Source organism: Rhizobium lentis, assembly GCF_014200175.1.
GTDB lineage: Bacteria > Pseudomonadota > Alphaproteobacteria > Rhizobiales > Rhizobiaceae > Rhizobium > Rhizobium mulingense.
Genome location: NZ_JACHBD010000005.1, coordinates 105,304 through 121,193 on the forward strand (window position 1 = coordinate 105,304; position 15,890 = coordinate 121,193).

The window sequence follows — 15,890 nt, forward strand, 5'->3', positions numbered from 1 at the left end:
GTCAGCGGATCTGAGGCGTCATGGTTAACGGCAAAATTGTCGCCGCCGGCCCGGGCAAAGTCGCAGTGCCCTCGAGATAGCTCTCGCTCTCGGCATCGTCAGCATCGCTGAAATTCAGCATGCCCGTCGTGATGGCGACGGTTTCGCCTTCATCGATGATGTTTTCGGAAGATCCCGTTACGACCGGCGCGTCGTTCACCGGCTTGACGTAGAAGGTGAAGCTCGTGTTCCACTCGTCGGTAGTAAGGCCGCCGCTACCGTCGCTTACGAGCACGCCGGCGGACGCCTGAAGCCGGACGTTCGATTCGAAGTCCTCGCCGCCATCATGCTGAAAGCGGACGTTTCCGGCATTAAGATCTGCCTGCGTGAAAGTGTCGTAGAGGCTCAGGCTGACCCAGCTGCCACTCACCAACTTCTGCAGTTCGCCGTTCCAGCTCGCGCCAGCCCCGTCGAAGCCAAGGATCGTGTAGACGACCTGCGAGGGATCGACCCCTTGTACGATGTAGTTTAGACCGGGCTGGCCGCCGCTGCCGTTGGTCAGAATGATGGTGCCACCTTCCTCGAGGGTGCCGTATGTGGTGCCAGACGGATTGGTGCCGGCAAAGGTCGAGCTTGCGCTGGACGTAACGGTCTGACGAGTCGGCAGACTGCCGTCCGTGCCGGCAGGTGTCTGGACCAGATTGATCGTAAAGACCAAGTTCCGCAGCGTATCCGACGAGGACGGCCCCGTATAGACGCCGCCCATGCGTTCAAACTGCCCGCCATCGGTGTTCCAGTGAGGCGCGATCGCATTGTCCACGACCTGGAAGTTGAAGCTGTCGACAAGGCCGTCGGTCGGGTTGGCCCCGGCGAGCTGCCAATATTGCACTCGACCAGCCTGTACGTCCGCCAGAGTAAAGGTCCCGCCTTCGGGCAGCAGTGATGCATTGCCGCCGCCGTCTATATAGACGAGGCGCCCTTGATCGAGGGCGGCCTGCGATGTGACGATGAAGGTTATGCTTTCAGGCGCAGTATCGACGTCGGTGGCGTTCAGCATGGCCGTCGTCAGCGTCACCTTGTAGTCTGTCGCCGTGTTGCCTGCGGGCGTCGGGACGGTCGCCGCGCGTGTGCTGCTTTCGACCCACACCGGATCGTCATTGACAGGACGGATCGTCAGATTGATCGTGGCATCCGCGCTTGCTGGAGTTCCAGTCCCTCCACCGCCATCGACGACCTTGACACCGAAGCCGTCGTTGGGCGGTCGCCCGTTCGAACCATCGATTCCGTCATTGGCATAAGTGAGGCCGGCCCGATCGGCATAGGCGAAGACGAAGCCGGCGCTGATGTCGCTCGCCGTGATCGCACGATTGGTGAACGTCTGAGCGACACCACCAAGGGTCGCCGTGCCCGTAAAGTAGAGTGTACCGTGATCCGGCAGGTCGGTCAGCTGGACGTTCAGCACCGTATCGCCGGAATCGCCGCCGCCGGTCGCGTTGATGAAATTGCCGACCACAGACTGCGGCACGCCGCCGAGAGTGGCGTTGGCAGGCTGCCCCTCATAGATCGCGCCGCTGCCGGAGGCAGTGGGCGCCTGGTTCACAGGCGTTACGTCCAGGGTGATGACTGCGGTATCAGAGCTCGCCTGCGGGGTCGCTCCGTCATTCAGCGAGACGGCAAAACTGTCGCTGGCGTTCTGGTTGCTTCCCTTCTCCGTGTGCACGTAGACGAGCTTGCCGTCGATCACATCCTGCTGCGTGAAGATGGAGCCAATGGCGATGCGCTGACCGTCGAGCTTCAGATAGCCGAACTGGGGATCGTCAGTCAGTCGATAGACGATCTGGCTCGGAATCTGCGCGCCTGCAGCGACCTCCGGATCGACCGGAGCAAGCACGCCTGAACCAAGCGTCAAACTGCCGCCCTCGACCACAGCGGTCGAGCGGTCGTCGAGAATGGCGGGGTCGTTCGAAGGTGTGACCTCCACGTCTATCGAGCGATTGGCAGTGCCGCCGTCCGCGTCCTGGATCGTCAGCGAAATGGACGTCGAGCCGGCAATGTTGCCCCGCTCCACATCGGCCGCCGCGAAGGTCAGGCTGTCGAGCCAGGCGTTGGCCTCGGCCAAAGTGCCGGTGAAGCGCCAGCCGCCTGTAACCGCGACGGCGCGGCCGTCGGTATTCAATATGGTGCCGATCGACGCGTCGTCCACTGCGGCTGTAACGGTGACGTTGCCGGAAACGTTGCTGTTGAACTGCCACGCGGCAAGCGAAGCGCGGTCGGCGCCGGCTGCGTTGAGCGTGCTCGGTTCCGCAACCCGCACCGGCGAGTCGGTTGGTCCGCTGATCGTCGGCGGATCGAGCAGATGATCCCAATTGGCGAGCGATTCGGCTTCGAAAGGCGTCGCAGTGTCGATTTCCCCACTTGATACCTCAAGGCTCCAGTCGCCGCCTCGCGCAGCCGCACCGGTGGCATCGGTGGATGCAGCCACGTCGGCGCCGGTGAGGGCCGAAAGCCCGCCGACCAGCGCCTCGCCCGAAGGCATCGACCCGACATCGCAGCCCCAGATCATGATGTCCGCGTCAGCGCCGAGCGCGCTGCTCCATCCGGCAATCTCGTTCGCGCGCGCAGCGAGGGTCGAGCCGTCAAGAGTTGTCGAACCGATCGAGAACGAGCCGCTTTCACCGTGGCCGACGAAATGGATAGCGGAGAGGTTTTTGTATCCGGCGAGCGTTTCGCTAACCTGAGCGAGGCCGTCTCGCGACGGATCTAGAACGACGACCTCGACGCCAGCGCGCGGGGCGAGCGATTGGATGTCCGGCAAGCGTCCATCAACGAAGGCGATCTCCGTGACGGGAGCCGGCCCTGATGTCGGAAGCGGTTCGCCGTGGGAAACGTCGGGATGGCTATTCGCATCCGCTGCATCGGCATGGGCTGTGTCGCTTGAGTGAGCCGAATCCGCAGGCGCTGTCGCCCCAGATTTGTCGGCCGTCGCGGAGCTTTCGGCCATATGGGCTTGATCCGCAACGGTTGCCGCGGTCGCTGCCCCGGCCGCATCATACATGAAGCGGGGTTCGAGCGCCAAGGCGAGGCTGACAGAAGACATGTCCCTGTTGGCGGAGACCGAGCGAGTCAGACTCCGGGCAAGAAAACCGCCACGTTTCATGCAAACCACCTTCCCTCGAGAGGCATCCTTTTCGGGACACGATCTCTGACCTACGCTGCTGCTACCGCTAACACCGGACCGGAATTCCCTTCAACGACTGCTTGAAACAAGGGAAAACAACCTCTTAACGTGCCAATCGAAGACACGCTGGAAAACTGCGATTTAGCGACCTGCCGGTTTCGGCATGAACCCGGCGGAAACGAATGGCGTCAACCGGCCGGCCGTAAGCCCCCGGCGTTACGCAATTTAACCCCTCTCTTGGATCGTGCGTTTGCTGACGAATCGAAAACAATCTGACATCGTTCGGAAGCGGATATAACAAAAAAAGCTTGGTTCGTTGCACAAAAATTCGACTTCAACGTGCAGGAACGCATGTCGGGGAGGCAAGCTGTTACTGGAACGCCACAGTAACGGCTCGCCCCCGGCGTCCAGGCTAAGTTTTTCAAGGTCAAAGAGGACACGAGCGTCCGGTTCAAGAGGCCGATTACCTTCTCGGTCCCTTCACAGCCAAAAGGATGCATGAAGACAGCGCAATTTACGATGTCGCGGATGTTAAAGCCGGCCCCGATTGCAGGCGTCGCCTGGATAGTGAGATGACGGCGGACGATCTTTTGGCCAATGTCTGAGGCACAGTCCTGAGCGCTCTCCCGAATGGCGCGGGCAATGTCACTTCACCGTCGGTCGAAGCTGATAGGCGGCTGCAAAGCCATGCGGCGGGCTAGTCTAAAACGTGAATTCTATGGCAACAAGCCGGTCGCTGGCCTCGAAAGCCCTCGCCGCGCGCCAGCACCGTTGACCCCACTATTTTAGTGTCAGTGGCGAAAAGGGTATTAATGGAACCTGTGAGCGGAGGCCTTGCGCGAAGCATCGATGCAGACCATCAAAGCCCGCTTCGACCTTGTCGTCGCCGGCATGTGTTCGGTAGCGTACCAAAGCGTCCGATATGTCTTATTTAATATATTTCTAATTTAGCAATGTTTAACTCATCCACTTGGTAGCAGGAGGACTGAGTAAGCATGCAGCATATTGAATCTCTCAAGAATGTTGAAACCAAACCCGTGTGGTCGGTAAAGGATTTCGCCAAGCGTCACCATCTCAATGATATCGAGGAAGCCCGCCTGCTGCAGCTATTCGGCCCCTTTGCGACAGCATCCGAACTTCTTCATAACGCCGAGCGAGCGCCTCGGTGGCGGTAGTTTTACGATGGCTGATCGCCGGCCGGGCGTCCTTCGCAGTGAATTCGTGCGGCGGAAAGCGACGATAACGGCCTCCTCCTCGACGGATAGCACCGTCGATCTCGGCTCTTTCGGGCCAGTCGGAAGGTTCGCAACGGAGGACCGCTTCCGCCATTTGGCGATGGCCTTCTGATCGATCCCGTAACGCTTCGAAAGCGTTCTCGGGTTCTCTTGACTTTGATCCATCGGAGACAGGTGCGGCAAGCCGATTGTAGCGCAACGCGCCCAGGAAAGTCCGGGCGCGCCAATGGGCCATGCGGGGCGAACCCGCGCAGGCGTTTACCCTCCGACCCCAGCCCCGAAGCGACGCCAGCCGCCAGGGATTCATTGATTTGGCCGAGCGTATAGGAGCGCCGGCCATTCTGGGAAAGCTCCGGCTGCGGCCCCTTTGCCATCCAGCGAAAGCTGGCGAAGATAGCCGTCGGAAACGCCGATCATCTGAGCGGCTTCGCCAGAGGAGAACGTGCGCAGCGTCTTCTGCGAAAGCGGCGGAAACAGCTTGTCGCGCAGCAGCTTCAATTGCCGCGAAAGCTGGTTCGCATGCCGCTCGATCCGCACATCTGTCGTCGATACGCTAATGTTGTCCAAAACACCCAATCCTTTTCGATGCGCTTTTCTGTCAACTTAGCGTCAAAAAGCGTATCGAAAACGACACGATTCGGGATTTGCGGCAACAATAGGGGCCGGGGCCTCATCGTCGGCCCAGTTGGCCGCGGCCAACTCCCCACCTGCCCTTGCGGTGGTCCGGCTTTTTCGGCAAGACCGGCAGGTATCATCGGAGTATCGGCGTGAAGCACATCCATATCATCGGCATCGGCACGGGCAACCCGGAGCACGTCACCATACAGGCAATCAATGCGATGAACGCCGCCGACGTGATCTTCCTGCCGCTCAAGGGCGCGGCCAAGGAAGAGCTTGCCGAGGTCCGCCGCGAGATCTGCGAGCGATATATCACACGGCCGGGGATCCGGATCTCAGAATTCGCAGTACCACAGCGACAGACGGCCGACAGAAGTTACGCGCAAAGCGTCGACGCCTGGCATGGCGAGATCGCCCATATCTATGCAGAATTGATCGCCGGCTTGCCCGAGGATGGCAGCGGCGCCTTTCTGGTCTGGGGCGATCCCAGTCTCTACGACAGCACGATCCGCATCATCGAACGGGTGCGGCAGCAAGCCCACCTGGATTTCGATTACAGTGTCGTTCCCGGCATCACCAGCATCCAGGCCCTGGCGGCCAGCCATAAAATCCCGATCAATCTCGTCGGCAAGCCGATCGAAATTACCACCGGACGTCGACTGGCGCGGGAGGGGCTCCACGTGTCGACGACGGTCGTCATGCTCGACGGCGAACAGGCTTTTGCCAAGATTGACGACCCAGATGCCGAGATTTTCTGGGGCGCCTATCTCGGTACCGAGGACGAGATCGTTCGATCAGGAAGGCTCGGCGATGTCGCGGCCGATATCCTGACACTCAGGAGCGAGGCCCGGCAACGGCATGGCTGGATCATGGACATCTATCTCCTGCGCAAGGGACGGGATTTCGAGGAATAGCCGGCCGACCGTTTCCATCATGTTTTGCCGCGTCTGCCGCGATCATGTAAGACACGGACAGAGGATTAAGAATGGGCATAGAGACCGCCAAGGCGATCGACAGAAGAGACGCGACGGACGGCCGTGATCGCGCGGCGGCGAAGAGGCGCGCGCGCGGCGCCTGCCCCGCCCTTGCCGCGCCGATGCCGACGGGTGATGGCCTGCTCGTGCGGCTGCGGCCGGCCGGCGGCGCGTTGACGCTCTCGCAATTCTCCGCTCTTGCTCACTCATCTGCGGCGCATGGAAATGGTATTCTCGAGATCACCGCGCGCGGCAATCTGCAGATCCGCGGGCTGCGGGCCGAGACGGTCGGACAGCTCGCTTCCGATATCGATGCCGCCGAGATCACCGTGCCTGCCGGGCCGGCGATCGAGATCTCGCCGCTGCATGGCATCGACCCGGAGCAGGCTAGCGATCCGGCCGCAATGGAACTGGCCCTGCGCGGCAAGCTTCAGGAACTACTCGCCTCGCCGCGGCTTGCGCCGAAACTGTCGATCGTCATCGACGGCGGTGGGGTCTTCGGCTTGTCGGCGCTTTCCGCCGATATTCGTGTCGTCGCACTATCCCAAGCGCATTGGCTTGTCGCCATCAACGGCGATGGTGCGACCGCAACGCCGGTCGCGGTCGGCCCTGCGGAGGCAGCCGTCTCGGCCGTTGGCGAAATCCTGGTTCTGCTGGCAATGCGCGGGCAGGGCAGTCGGGCACGGGATATCGATCCGGTGCTTCTGCGAACACATTTTCCCGCCACGGCCGCTATCCGATCCACTCAGTCGTGCTCGGCAAGGATGCCGCTACCGGGCCTGCATAGGCTGGCGGACGGCAAAGCCGTACTCGGCGTGCGGCCGGAGTTCGGGCAGACGAGAGCGTCCGACCTGACCGCGCTGCTCGATCTCGCCAAGGCCTCCGGCGCAACGGCCATCCGGCTGGCGCCGGGTCGCGGTTTCTTCTTCCTTGGCCTGTCTGCAGAGAAAGTGCCGGCGATCGAGGCCGCGGCCGCCCAATATGGCTTCAGCGCGCAACCCGGCGAGAAAGCCGAGCATATCGCCGCCTGCGCCGGCGCCGGCGCCTGCGGCTCCGCCTTCTACGAGACACGAACGCTGGCCCGCCGCATCCTGGCTGCCGCACCCGACCTGTTCGACGGGTCGCTGACGCTGCATCTCTCCGGCTGTGCCAAAGGCTGCGCACATGCGCGCCAAGCGCTGACCCTGACCGGGACGGCTGAAGGTTACGATCTCATCTTCAACGGGTTGGCAATGGATCAGCCGGATGAACGGATCGCTGGCGGACGGATCGATTTCGCTATAGAGAGGCTCGCCCGCTCCATCGAAGATAACAGAGGCGCTGGCGAATCGACCGCCGCCTGCCTTACACGGCTTGGCGCAACCGGCCTTTCGAAGACGCTGCGACAGGAATAGGAATGCCAGACTACGATTATATCCGCAGCGGCGACGCAATCTACGAGCGCTCCTTTGCGATCATCCGCGCCGAGGCCGATCTTTCGCGCTTCACCGAAGATCAGGCCGAGATCGCCGTGCGCATGATCCATGCCTGCGGACTGGTCGAAGCGGCGGACGATTTTGTCTTTTCCGCCGATGTCGTCAGCGCGGCGCGCGAAGCGCTGAAAGGTGGGGCGCCGATCTTCTGCGACGCGGAAATGGTCGCTCAGGGCGTTACCAGGGCACGGCTACCGGCGATGAACGAGGTGATCTGCACGTTGCGCGATCCCGCCACGCCGGAGCTTGCGGTTAAGACCGGCAACACGCGCTCGGCGGCCGCCATGCATCTGTGGGTCGACCGGCTCGGCGGAAGCATCGTCGCGATCGGCAATGCGCCGACGGCGCTGTTCCACCTGCTCGAACTCTTGCGCGATGGCGCCCCGAAACCCGCTGCCATCCTCGGCATGCCCGTTGGTTTTGTCGGCGCGGCGGAATCGAAGGATGCGCTGGCGGAAAATTCCTATGGCGTCCCCTTTGCCATCGTGCGCGGCCGGCTCGGCGGCAGCGCCATGACGGCGGCCGCCATCAATGCGCTGGCGAGGCCGGGCCTATGACAAGGCAAGGCCGCCTGATCGGCGTCGGCACGGGTCCCGGCGACCCGGAGCTCCTGACCCTTAAAGCCGTCCGCGCCATCAAAGATGCCGACGTCATTGCTTACTTCGCCAAAGAGGGCAGGGGCGGCAACGGCAAGGCGATCGTCGAGCCGCTGTTGAACTCCGGCGTGACGCTGCTGCCGCTCTATTATCCCGTCACCACCGAAATCGACAAGAACGACGAGCGTTACCGTAGCCTGATCACCCTGTTCTATGACCAGTCGGCCGAGGCAATCGCCGGACATCTCGATGCCGGGCAAACCGTCGCCGTGCTCAGCGAAGGCGATCCGCTCTTCTACGGCTCCTACATGCACCTGCATGTCAGACTTTCCCAGCGCTACCCGACGGAAGTGATCCCCGGCATCAGCGCCATGTCGGGCTGCTGGTCATTGGCCGGCATGCCGATCGTCCAGGGAGATGATGTGCTTTCCGTACTGCCCGGTACGATGGCCGAGGCCGAGCTGACGCGCCGCCTGGCCGATACGCAGGCCGCCGTCATCATGAAGGTCGGCCGCAATCTGCCGAAAATCCGCCGGGCGCTGGAAACTGCCGGACGACTCGGTGAAGCCGTCTATGTCGAACGCGGCACCATGGCGAACGCGGCCATGGCAAAGCTTGCCGACAGGGCAGATGGCGATGCGCCGTATTTTTCGCTCGTCCTGGTGCCGGGTTGGGAGGGCAGCCGATGAGCGGCGCGCTTTTCGTGATCGGCACCGGCCCCGGCAATCCCGAACAGATGACGCCGGAAGCGCTGGCCGCCGTCGATGCGGCAACGGATTTCTTCGGTTATGGCCCTTATCTCGACAGGCTGCAGCTCCGCGACGACCAACTGCGCCATGCCTCGGACAATCGGGAAGAGCTCGACAGGGCAGGGGCGGCCCTTTCGATGGCAGCGGGGGGCGCCAAGGTCTGCGTCGTCTCCGGCGGCGACCCCGGTGTCTTCGCCATGGCTGCCGCTGTCTGCGAGGCGATCGAGAATGGGCCAGCAACCTGGCGCGCGGTCGATCTCACCATCCTGCCCGGCATCACGGCGATGCTGGCGGTGGCGGCAAGAGCCGGGGCACCGCTCGGCCACGATTTCTGCGCCATCTCGCTGTCCGACAATCTAAAGCCTTGGAATATAATAGAAAACCGCCTCGAATTGGGGGCAAGGGCCGGCTTGGTCATCGCCCTTTATAATCCGATCAGCCGGGCCCGGCCCTGGCAGCTCGGCGAGGCCTTCAAGCTGTTGCGCGAGCATCTGCCGGCAACGACACCGGTTATTTTCGGGCGCGCGGCCGGGCGGCCGGACGAACGTATCGCCGTACAGCCGCTGTCCCAGGCTGATGCCTCGATGGCCGATATGGCGACCTGCATCATCATCGGCTCGGCCGAAACGCGGATCGTCACGCGGCCCGGCAAGCCGGATCTCGTCTACACCCCGCGTTTCATGGCGGAGGGGAAGAGGTGATCGACCGCCGCCAGCGCCGCCTCGACAGTTTCGACCGTCTTGACCATGGACGCTTGCACACGCGTGACCATCATCACCTCGATGCCGAGCAGGCGGGCTGCCTCGATCTTCGCATAGGTGGCGCCGCCGCCGCTGTTCTTGGCAATGATGACATCGATATGGTGCTGTCTCAGCAGAGCCAATTCGCCTTCCAGCGTGAACGGACCACGATCGAGGATATAATCGACATTCACGAGCGTAAGCGGCGGCTCGACGGGGTCGACGCTGCGAACGAGATAGCGATGCTGCGCTGCCGCTTCGGCATAATGCGCACCCTGCCGGCCCGTTGCCAGGAAAACATGGCGGGGGGAGGGGCCAAGCGCCTCAATGGCTGCCGGAATGCTCCGCACTTCCCGCCAATTGTCGCCCGGCAGGCGCTCCCATTCAGGACGACGCAGAGCGATCGCGGTTATGCCGGTGGCCTCGGCAGCATGAGCGGCATTGGCGGAGATGCGCTCGGCGAAGGGATGCGTGGCGTCGATCAGCAGATCATATCCGCCCCCGTTCAGGAAATCGGCCAGCGCCGCAGCGCCGCCGAAGCCACCGATGCGAACCGGAACCGGCTGCGCAGCCGGTTTTTCGGTACGACCGGCCAGCGACAGAAGGATATTGCAATCGTCACGCGCCGCGAGCGCTTCGGCGAGCAGGCGCGCCTCACTCGTGCCGCCGAGGATCAGAATGCGAGGCCGTCCCATGTCTGATCTCTCTCCTCCTGGCAATCAGCCCTGGCTCACTATTATCGGCATCGGGGAAGATGGTCCAGAAGGGCTGGGCGAGGAGGCGAAAAGGCTGATCGCCAGCGCACCGGCCGTCTTTGGCGGCGCACGGCATCATGCGCTTGCGGCGCAGCTGATATCAGGTGAGAGGTTTTCCTGGCAGAGCCCATTCGCGCGCTCGATCGAGGCCATCCTTACAAGGCGCGGCACGCCGGTCGTCGTGCTCGCCTCAGGCGATCCGTTTCTCCATGGCGTCGGCGCAACGCTCTCCCGCCATTTGGCGGTGGAAGAGATGCGCACCATACCGGCGCCGTCGGCCTTCAGCCTTGCCGCCTCGCGGCTTGGCTGGTCGCTGCAGGACATCGCGACGATTTCGCTGCACGGTCGGCCGATCGACTTGATCCGGCCGCATCTGCACCCTGGGCGGCGGATCATCGTGCTGACGTCGGACGAGAACGGGCCTCGCGCGCTGGCAAACCTGCTTACCGCCGATGGTTTCGGTCAGTCACAGCTTACCGTTCTCGAGGCGCTGGGCGGCTCGCGGGAACGGCGCAGAAGCGCGATCGCGGCGGATTTCGATCTTGCGGACATCGATCCCCTCAATGTCTGCGCCCTCGCTGTCACGGCAGGGGAGGGGGCGCGCATTCTGCCTTTCGTCGCCGGGCTCGAGGACGAACTGTTCGAGCATGACGGACAAATCACCAAACGCGAAATCCGGGCAATGACGCTGTCGGCGCTCGCGCCGCGGCACGGTCAACTGCTCTGGGATATCGGCGCGGGTTCGGGATCGATCGGCATCGAATGGATGCTTGCCGATCCGTCGCTGAAGACGATTGCCATCGAGCAATCGCCGGAGCGGGCGGCGCGGATCGCCCGCAACGCATCCGCTTTCGGCGTGCCGCATCTCGCCGTCGTCGAAGGCGCAGCACCCGGCGCGCTTGTGGGCCTGCCGAAACCGGATGCGATCTTCCTCGGCGGCGGCGGCGGCGGCAGCGAGGCTGGCGTCATCGATGCCGCGATTGCGGCGCTGAAGCGGGGAGGGCGGCTCGTCGCCAATGCCGTGACGCTGGAGATGGAAGCCGTGCTGCTCTGCGAACATGCAAAGCGCGGCGGCTCGCTCACGCGCATCGAAATAGCGCGCGCCGGCGCCTTAGGCGGCATGAGCGGCTGGCGGCCGGCCATGCCGGTGACGCAGTGGCGCTGGACGAAAGGATGACGGAATGACGGTGCATTTCATCGGCGCGGGGCCAGGGGCTGCGGATCTGATCACGGTGCGTGGCCGCGATCTCATCGCCCGGTGCCCGGTCTGTCTCTATGCCGGTTCGATCGTCTCTCCAGACCTGCTGCAATATTGCCCGCCGGGCGCGCGTATCGTCGATACCGCGCCGATGTCACTCGACGAGATTGAGGCGGAATATCTCGCCGCTGCGACTGCCGGGCAGGATGTCGCGAGGCTGCATTCCGGTGATCTCTCGGTCTGGAGTGCGGTGGCCGAGCAGGTGCGCCGGCTGCAAAAACACGGCATCGCCTATACGATGACGCCGGGTGTTCCGGCCTTTGCCGCCGCTGCCTCAGTGCTCGGCCGCGAACTGACGATCCCGACCGTGGCCCAGAGCCTGGTGCTCACCCGCGTTTCCGGCCGCGCCTCGCCGATGCCGAATGACGAGACGCTGGCGAAATTCGGCGCCACCGGCGCCACGCTGGCGATCCATCTGGCAATCCATGCGCTGAAGCAGGTGGTGGCGGAATTGACGCCGCTCTACGGCGCCGACTGCCCGGTCGCGATCGTGGTCAAGGCCTCCTGGCCGGACGAGCGCGTGCTGCGGGGAACACTCCGCGATATTGCGGCAAAGGTTGCGGCCGAGCCGATCGAACGCACGGCGATCATCTTCGTCGGCCCATCGCTTGCGGCAGAGGATTTTCGCGAGAGCTCGCTCTACGACCCCGCCTATCAGCGCCGGTTCAGGGGCCGCGAATAGAGTGATGCGGTCGGCCGCTCGCCAGCGGCCGACCACATCGACAATCGTGGCGACGCTTCATGACAGCGCCGCAGGTCTTTGCAGTCTTAAACCCGTGCGGTGAGATAATCCATGCTGGCGCGTAGCGCTGCAGCAGGGTCCTTGACGGCATGAACTTCGGCTGCGAAGGGCTCGAAGGAGAACGGACCCTTGTAGCCCGCCTGCAGCAGCGCCTTGATCTGCCCGGCATTGTCGAGCCGGTCGTTGCCATCGACGAGGACGCGGTGGGAATCGCGCATATCGGCAACCGACACAGAGGGGTCGCTGACGCCGGAAATGTGGACGAGCCCGGCAAGCTCCGGGAAGGTCGCCGCTTCGCCGGCAAGGTGATGGTGGAAGGTGTCGTGGACAAGCTTGAAGGTCGATTGCGCGTCGAGTTCCTTGATCGCCTCGGCCGCCTCGGTCTTCGAGCGCAGCGAGCAGATCTCGAAACCGAGGGGCTCGACGAGGCCGATGATGCCGGCTTCATCAAGCATCGGCTTCAACGCCGTCAGGGACTGGCGCAGATTGACCTGCCGTTCGCCATCGGCGCAGCCGGTGCCGTCGTTCTTCGGAACGAGGACGAGCGCCTTGGCGCCGCAGGCGCTAGCATAGTCGATCAGTTCCTGCGCTTCGGCAACCCGGGCTGCATTCCATTCGTTGAAGCGCTGCAGCGCATTGATCGAGATGATCGTCAGCCCGTGGCTCTCGGCGGCTTGCTTGATCGCCTCGGGTTTGGTGCCGTCGAGAATGGCGTTGCCGGAAAGGTCGTTGCGGATCTCAACCTCTCCGATGCCGAGCGACTTTGCCAGCGCGAAGAAATCATCGATGGCAAGCGACGGCGCGGCCATATGGTTGAGCGCAAAGCGGATGGAAGTCATGACGGATATATCCTCCTCGTCTCCGCATCGCGGCGGAGAAATCCTGTGAATGGGCGAGCGAATCTCTATCGGAATCCGTGCGGCAATCCATACGCTATCGCCTGCTCCCGCTTTCATTGCTGAAAGAATTTCGAGGGCGATGATGGAATTCCATCACTCCTCAGATGTTTTCTGAAATGTAGATGTCGAATGGCAGGAAGGACTGGCCGGGAATGGCGGCCTCGCCGCGCTCGATGGCGCCGAGCATCAGTGACACCAGCTCCTTGCAAAGGGCGGGCAGGGGGGTCGCGATCACCATCGTGACGATATCGTCGGCGAGACCGGCCTTGCTGTCCGGCGTCAGTTCGTTGACCACCAGCGCGACCCGGCCGCCGACGCCCTCTTCGCGGAATGCCGAGATCGCCCCCTCCATGCCGCCGCCGCAGACATAGAGGCCGACGAGGTCGGAATGCTTCTGCAGAAGCGTCAGCGTCGCCTCGTGGGTGATTTCTGCGGTTTCGAGATTGATCAGCGTGTCGACGACGTCGAATTCCGGCGCATTCTCGCGAAAATAGGAACGGAAGCCAATCTCCCTGAGTTCATGGCCGTGAAAGCGGTGACTGCCGACGAAACAGGCAACCTTGCCGGGTTTGTGCGCCGTGCGGGCGATCGTCCAAGCAGCGGTTCGCCCGACCTTGCGGTTGTTGACGCCGACATAGGCGTCGCGCACGCCCGTGGCGAGATCGGAGAGCACCGAGAACACCGGGATGCCCCGCTCCTTCAACTCCTCGACCGCCGTCGTCACCGCGGGATAGTCCGGCCCGACGACGGCAACCGCCTGGTTCCGGGCGGCAAAGCCTTTGATCTTCTCGATGATGGCGGCCGGGGTGGCCGCTGAGGGATAATCGATCTGGATCTGCAGGCGGGCGGTGGTCACGTTGCGCGCCGCTGCCTCGATTTCGCGAGCGAAGGCCTGATAGAAGGGCTGCATCGGCTTCTGCAGCAGGAAGGCCAGCCTGTATTGCGGCAGATCCTCGAAGACACGCTGCCGGATGAGGCCGACGGCATGGTAGCCGATCGCCTGGGCCGCGTCATAAACCCGCCGCGCCGTTTCCTCCCGCACGCGGTGGCGGCCGTTGAGAACCCGGTCGACGGTGGCAACACTGACGCCCGAGGCGCGGGCGAGATCGGAGATGGTGGGACGGCGCATGAACGTTCCTGATAGATGCAATCACGGATGCAAGCCAATTATGATGGCTTTTGATAGATTGTATCAAGCCTGCATTGAGGGCCCGCCAAAGTCAACCTATTCTGATCGGCAAGGGCAACGGGAGGCAGATAATGGCGACCCAGGCAAAGAAACGCGACTACGACCTGCTCGGCGAAAGCGGCCGCACCGCCGTCGAGACGGGGCTGGCGGCAGCGCAATGGTACCACACCGATATTCCGCGCAAGGAGATGAAGGCGCTGATGCAGCGCTCGGATGCGCCGGCGATCCGTGACACGGTCATCTGGCTCGGCAGCATGGCCGTTCTTGCCAGGCTCGGCATCTATTTCTGGGGTTCGTGGATCGCCGTGCCCTTCTTCCTCGCCTATGGCGTGCTCTACGGCTCGGCCTCCGACAGCCGCTGGCACGAATGCGGTCACGGCACCGCTTTCAAGACTCGCTGGATGAACGACGTCGTCTACCAGATCGCCTGCTTCATGATCATGCGCAATCCGGTGACCTGGCGCTGGAGCCATGCGCGCCATCACACCGATACCGTCATCGTCGGCCGCGATCCGGAAATCGCTGTGATGCGGCCACCGGACCTCCTCCGGCTGATTCTCAATTTCTTCGGCATCCTCGACGTCTGGCATGCGATGATCGACATGCTGCGCAACGCCTTCGGTATCATCAGCGCGGCCGAGAAAACCTTCATTCCCGAAATGGAACAGCCCAAAGCGATCCGCATCGCCCGCATCTGGCTGGCGATCTATCTTGCGACCGTCGCCGTTGCAGTCGCCACGGGCTCGATCCTGCCGCTGATGCTGATCGGCCTGCCGCGTCTCTACGGCGGCTGGCATCATGTGCTGACCGGGCTCCTGCAGCATGGTGGGCTTGCCGACAACGTCATTGATCACCGGCTGAACAGCCGCACCGTCTATATGAACCCCATCAGCCGTTTCATCTACTGGAACATGAATTACCACGTCGAACATCACATGTTCCCGATGGTGCCCTATCACGCGCTGCCGAAGCTGCACGCGATGATCAAGCACGACCTGCCGGCGCCGAACCGATCGATCTGGTCGGGCTACCGTGAGATGATTCCGGCTTTCCTGCGGCAGCTGCGCAACGAGGATTATTTCCTGAAGCGGGAACTGCCGGCCACCGCGCGGCCCTACCGCGAGGAATTCCACAGCGAACTCGCCCCGGCGGCGCAATAATGACAATCGACGGAGGTTAAAGATGAGCGGAAACTGGATCGAAGTCTGCGGCAAGGACGAGATAGACGAAGAGGATGTCATCCGCTTCGATCATGGCGGGCGCACCTTCGCGGTCTACCGCAGCCCCGACGACGCGTTCTTCGCGACCGACGGGCTCTGCACGCATGAACATATCCATCTCGCCAACGGGCTTGTCATGGATGAGATCATCGAATGTCCGAAACATAACGGCCGCTTCAACTACAAGACCGGCGAAGCCAAGGGCGCCCCGGTCTGCGTCAATCTGAAGACCTATCCGGTCAAGGTCGAAGGCGACACCGTCTTCATCGCCCTATAAGGAGGCGGA

14 protein-coding genes and 3 pseudogenes are annotated in these 15,890 nt (G+C 62.9%); 10 read left to right on the forward strand and 7 right to left on the reverse strand.

Features of this window, described 5'->3' with window-relative positions; translation table 11 throughout:
• Position 1: 1 nt before the first annotated feature.
• A complete protein-coding gene (locus GGI60_RS13535) occupies positions 2–3,076 on the reverse strand; it encodes a DUF4347 domain-containing protein (protein WP_183916505.1) in 3,075 nt (1,024 codons plus the stop codon).
• A gap of 1,076 nt (positions 3,077–4,152) precedes the next feature.
• Between GGI60_RS13535 and GGI60_RS13540 the strand changes: the two genes are divergently transcribed.
• Positions 4,153–4,332 (forward strand): hypothetical protein, encoded by a 180-nt coding sequence (locus tag GGI60_RS13540; RefSeq protein ID WP_183916507.1) that lies wholly within the window; start codon positions 4,153–4,155, stop codon positions 4,330–4,332.
• Positions 4,333–4,380: 48 nt separating this feature from the next.
• Here the strand turns inward: GGI60_RS13540 and GGI60_RS13545 are convergent.
• From GGI60_RS13545 to GGI60_RS13550, 3 pseudogenes are all read right to left on the reverse strand, one after another.
• Positions 4,381–4,557: pseudogene (locus GGI60_RS13545) on the reverse strand (IS481 family transposase); the annotation flags it as partial.
• Positions 4,523–4,684: pseudogene (locus GGI60_RS32005) on the reverse strand (IS630 family transposase); the annotation flags it as partial. The pseudogenes GGI60_RS13545 and GGI60_RS32005, both read right to left, overlap by 35 nt.
• 10 nt (positions 4,685–4,694) lie before the next feature.
• A pseudogene (locus GGI60_RS13550) lies at positions 4,695–4,959 on the reverse strand (plasmid partitioning protein RepA); the annotation flags it as partial.
• Positions 4,960–5,159: 200 nt separating this feature from the next.
• Here GGI60_RS13550 and cobF point away from each other — a divergent pair.
• The 5 genes from cobF to GGI60_RS13575 all read left to right on the forward strand — a co-directional run bounded on the left by cobF (position 5,160) and on the right by GGI60_RS13575 (position 9,502).
• Positions 5,160–5,924, forward strand: coding sequence for a precorrin-6A synthase (deacetylating) (gene cobF / locus GGI60_RS13555; protein WP_183916509.1), 765 nt, complete (start codon positions 5,160–5,162; stop codon positions 5,922–5,924).
• 71 nt (positions 5,925–5,995) lie between these two features.
• Complete coding sequence (gene cobG, locus GGI60_RS13560; protein WP_183916511.1) at positions 5,996–7,378, forward strand: precorrin-3B synthase; 1,383 nt, start codon at positions 5,996–5,998, stop codon at positions 7,376–7,378.
• 2 nt (positions 7,379–7,380) lie between these two features.
• Positions 7,381–8,013, forward strand: coding sequence for a precorrin-8X methylmutase (locus GGI60_RS13565; protein WP_183916513.1), 633 nt, complete (start codon positions 7,381–7,383; stop codon positions 8,011–8,013).
• Positions 8,010–8,741, forward strand: a complete 732-nt coding sequence (locus GGI60_RS13570; protein WP_183916515.1) for a precorrin-2 C(20)-methyltransferase — start codon at positions 8,010–8,012, stop codon at positions 8,739–8,741. Before GGI60_RS13565 ends, GGI60_RS13570 begins: the two co-directional genes overlap by 4 nt.
• Positions 8,738–9,502 carry a precorrin-3B C(17)-methyltransferase gene (locus GGI60_RS13575; protein WP_183916517.1) on the forward strand — a complete coding sequence of 255 codons (765 nt, stop codon included), beginning with the start codon at positions 8,738–8,740 and terminating at the stop codon, positions 9,500–9,502. The genes GGI60_RS13570 and GGI60_RS13575 overlap by 4 nt, the downstream gene beginning before the upstream one ends.
• On the opposite strand, the gene GGI60_RS13580 is transcribed toward GGI60_RS13575, so the two are convergent.
• Positions 9,466–10,236, reverse strand: coding sequence for a cobalt-precorrin-6A reductase (locus GGI60_RS13580; RefSeq protein ID WP_183916518.1), 771 nt, complete (start codon positions 10,234–10,236; stop codon positions 9,466–9,468). The genes GGI60_RS13575 and GGI60_RS13580 overlap by 37 nt on opposite strands.
• Between GGI60_RS13580 and cbiE the strand changes: the two genes are divergently transcribed.
• Together cbiE and cobM are read left to right on the forward strand one after the other, a co-directional pair.
• Complete coding sequence (cbiE, locus tag GGI60_RS13585; protein ID WP_183916520.1) at positions 10,235–11,473, forward strand: precorrin-6y C5,15-methyltransferase (decarboxylating) subunit CbiE; 1,239 nt, start codon at positions 10,235–10,237, stop codon at positions 11,471–11,473. The two genes, GGI60_RS13580 and cbiE, sit on opposite strands and share 2 nt — an antisense overlap.
• Before the next feature lie 4 nt (positions 11,474–11,477).
• Positions 11,478–12,236 (forward strand): precorrin-4 C(11)-methyltransferase, encoded by a 759-nt coding sequence (cobM, locus tag GGI60_RS13590; RefSeq protein WP_183916522.1) that lies wholly within the window; start codon positions 11,478–11,480, stop codon positions 12,234–12,236.
• A gap of 86 nt (positions 12,237–12,322) precedes the next feature.
• On the opposite strand, the gene GGI60_RS13595 is transcribed toward cobM, so the two are convergent.
• Positions 12,323–13,135 carry a TIM barrel protein gene (locus GGI60_RS13595; RefSeq protein WP_183916524.1) on the reverse strand — a complete coding sequence of 271 codons (813 nt, stop codon included), beginning with the start codon at positions 13,133–13,135 and terminating at the stop codon, positions 12,323–12,325.
• 160 nt (positions 13,136–13,295) lie between these two features.
• Positions 13,296–14,324: a LacI family DNA-binding transcriptional regulator gene (locus GGI60_RS13600; protein WP_183916526.1), complete on the reverse strand. Its 1,029-nt coding sequence runs from the start codon at positions 14,322–14,324 to the stop codon at positions 13,296–13,298.
• A 131-nt stretch (positions 14,325–14,455) separates the two neighbouring features.
• On the opposite strand from GGI60_RS13600, the gene GGI60_RS13605 reads away from it, so the two are divergent.
• Positions 14,456–15,544, forward strand: a complete 1,089-nt coding sequence (locus GGI60_RS13605) for a fatty acid desaturase family protein (protein WP_183916528.1) — start codon at positions 14,456–14,458, stop codon at positions 15,542–15,544.
• Between the two features lie 22 nt (positions 15,545–15,566).
• Positions 15,567–15,881: a MocE family 2Fe-2S type ferredoxin gene (locus GGI60_RS13610; protein ID WP_183916530.1), complete on the forward strand. Its 315-nt coding sequence runs from the start codon at positions 15,567–15,569 to the stop codon at positions 15,879–15,881.
• The last annotated feature ends 9 nt before the right edge of the window (positions 15,882–15,890 follow it).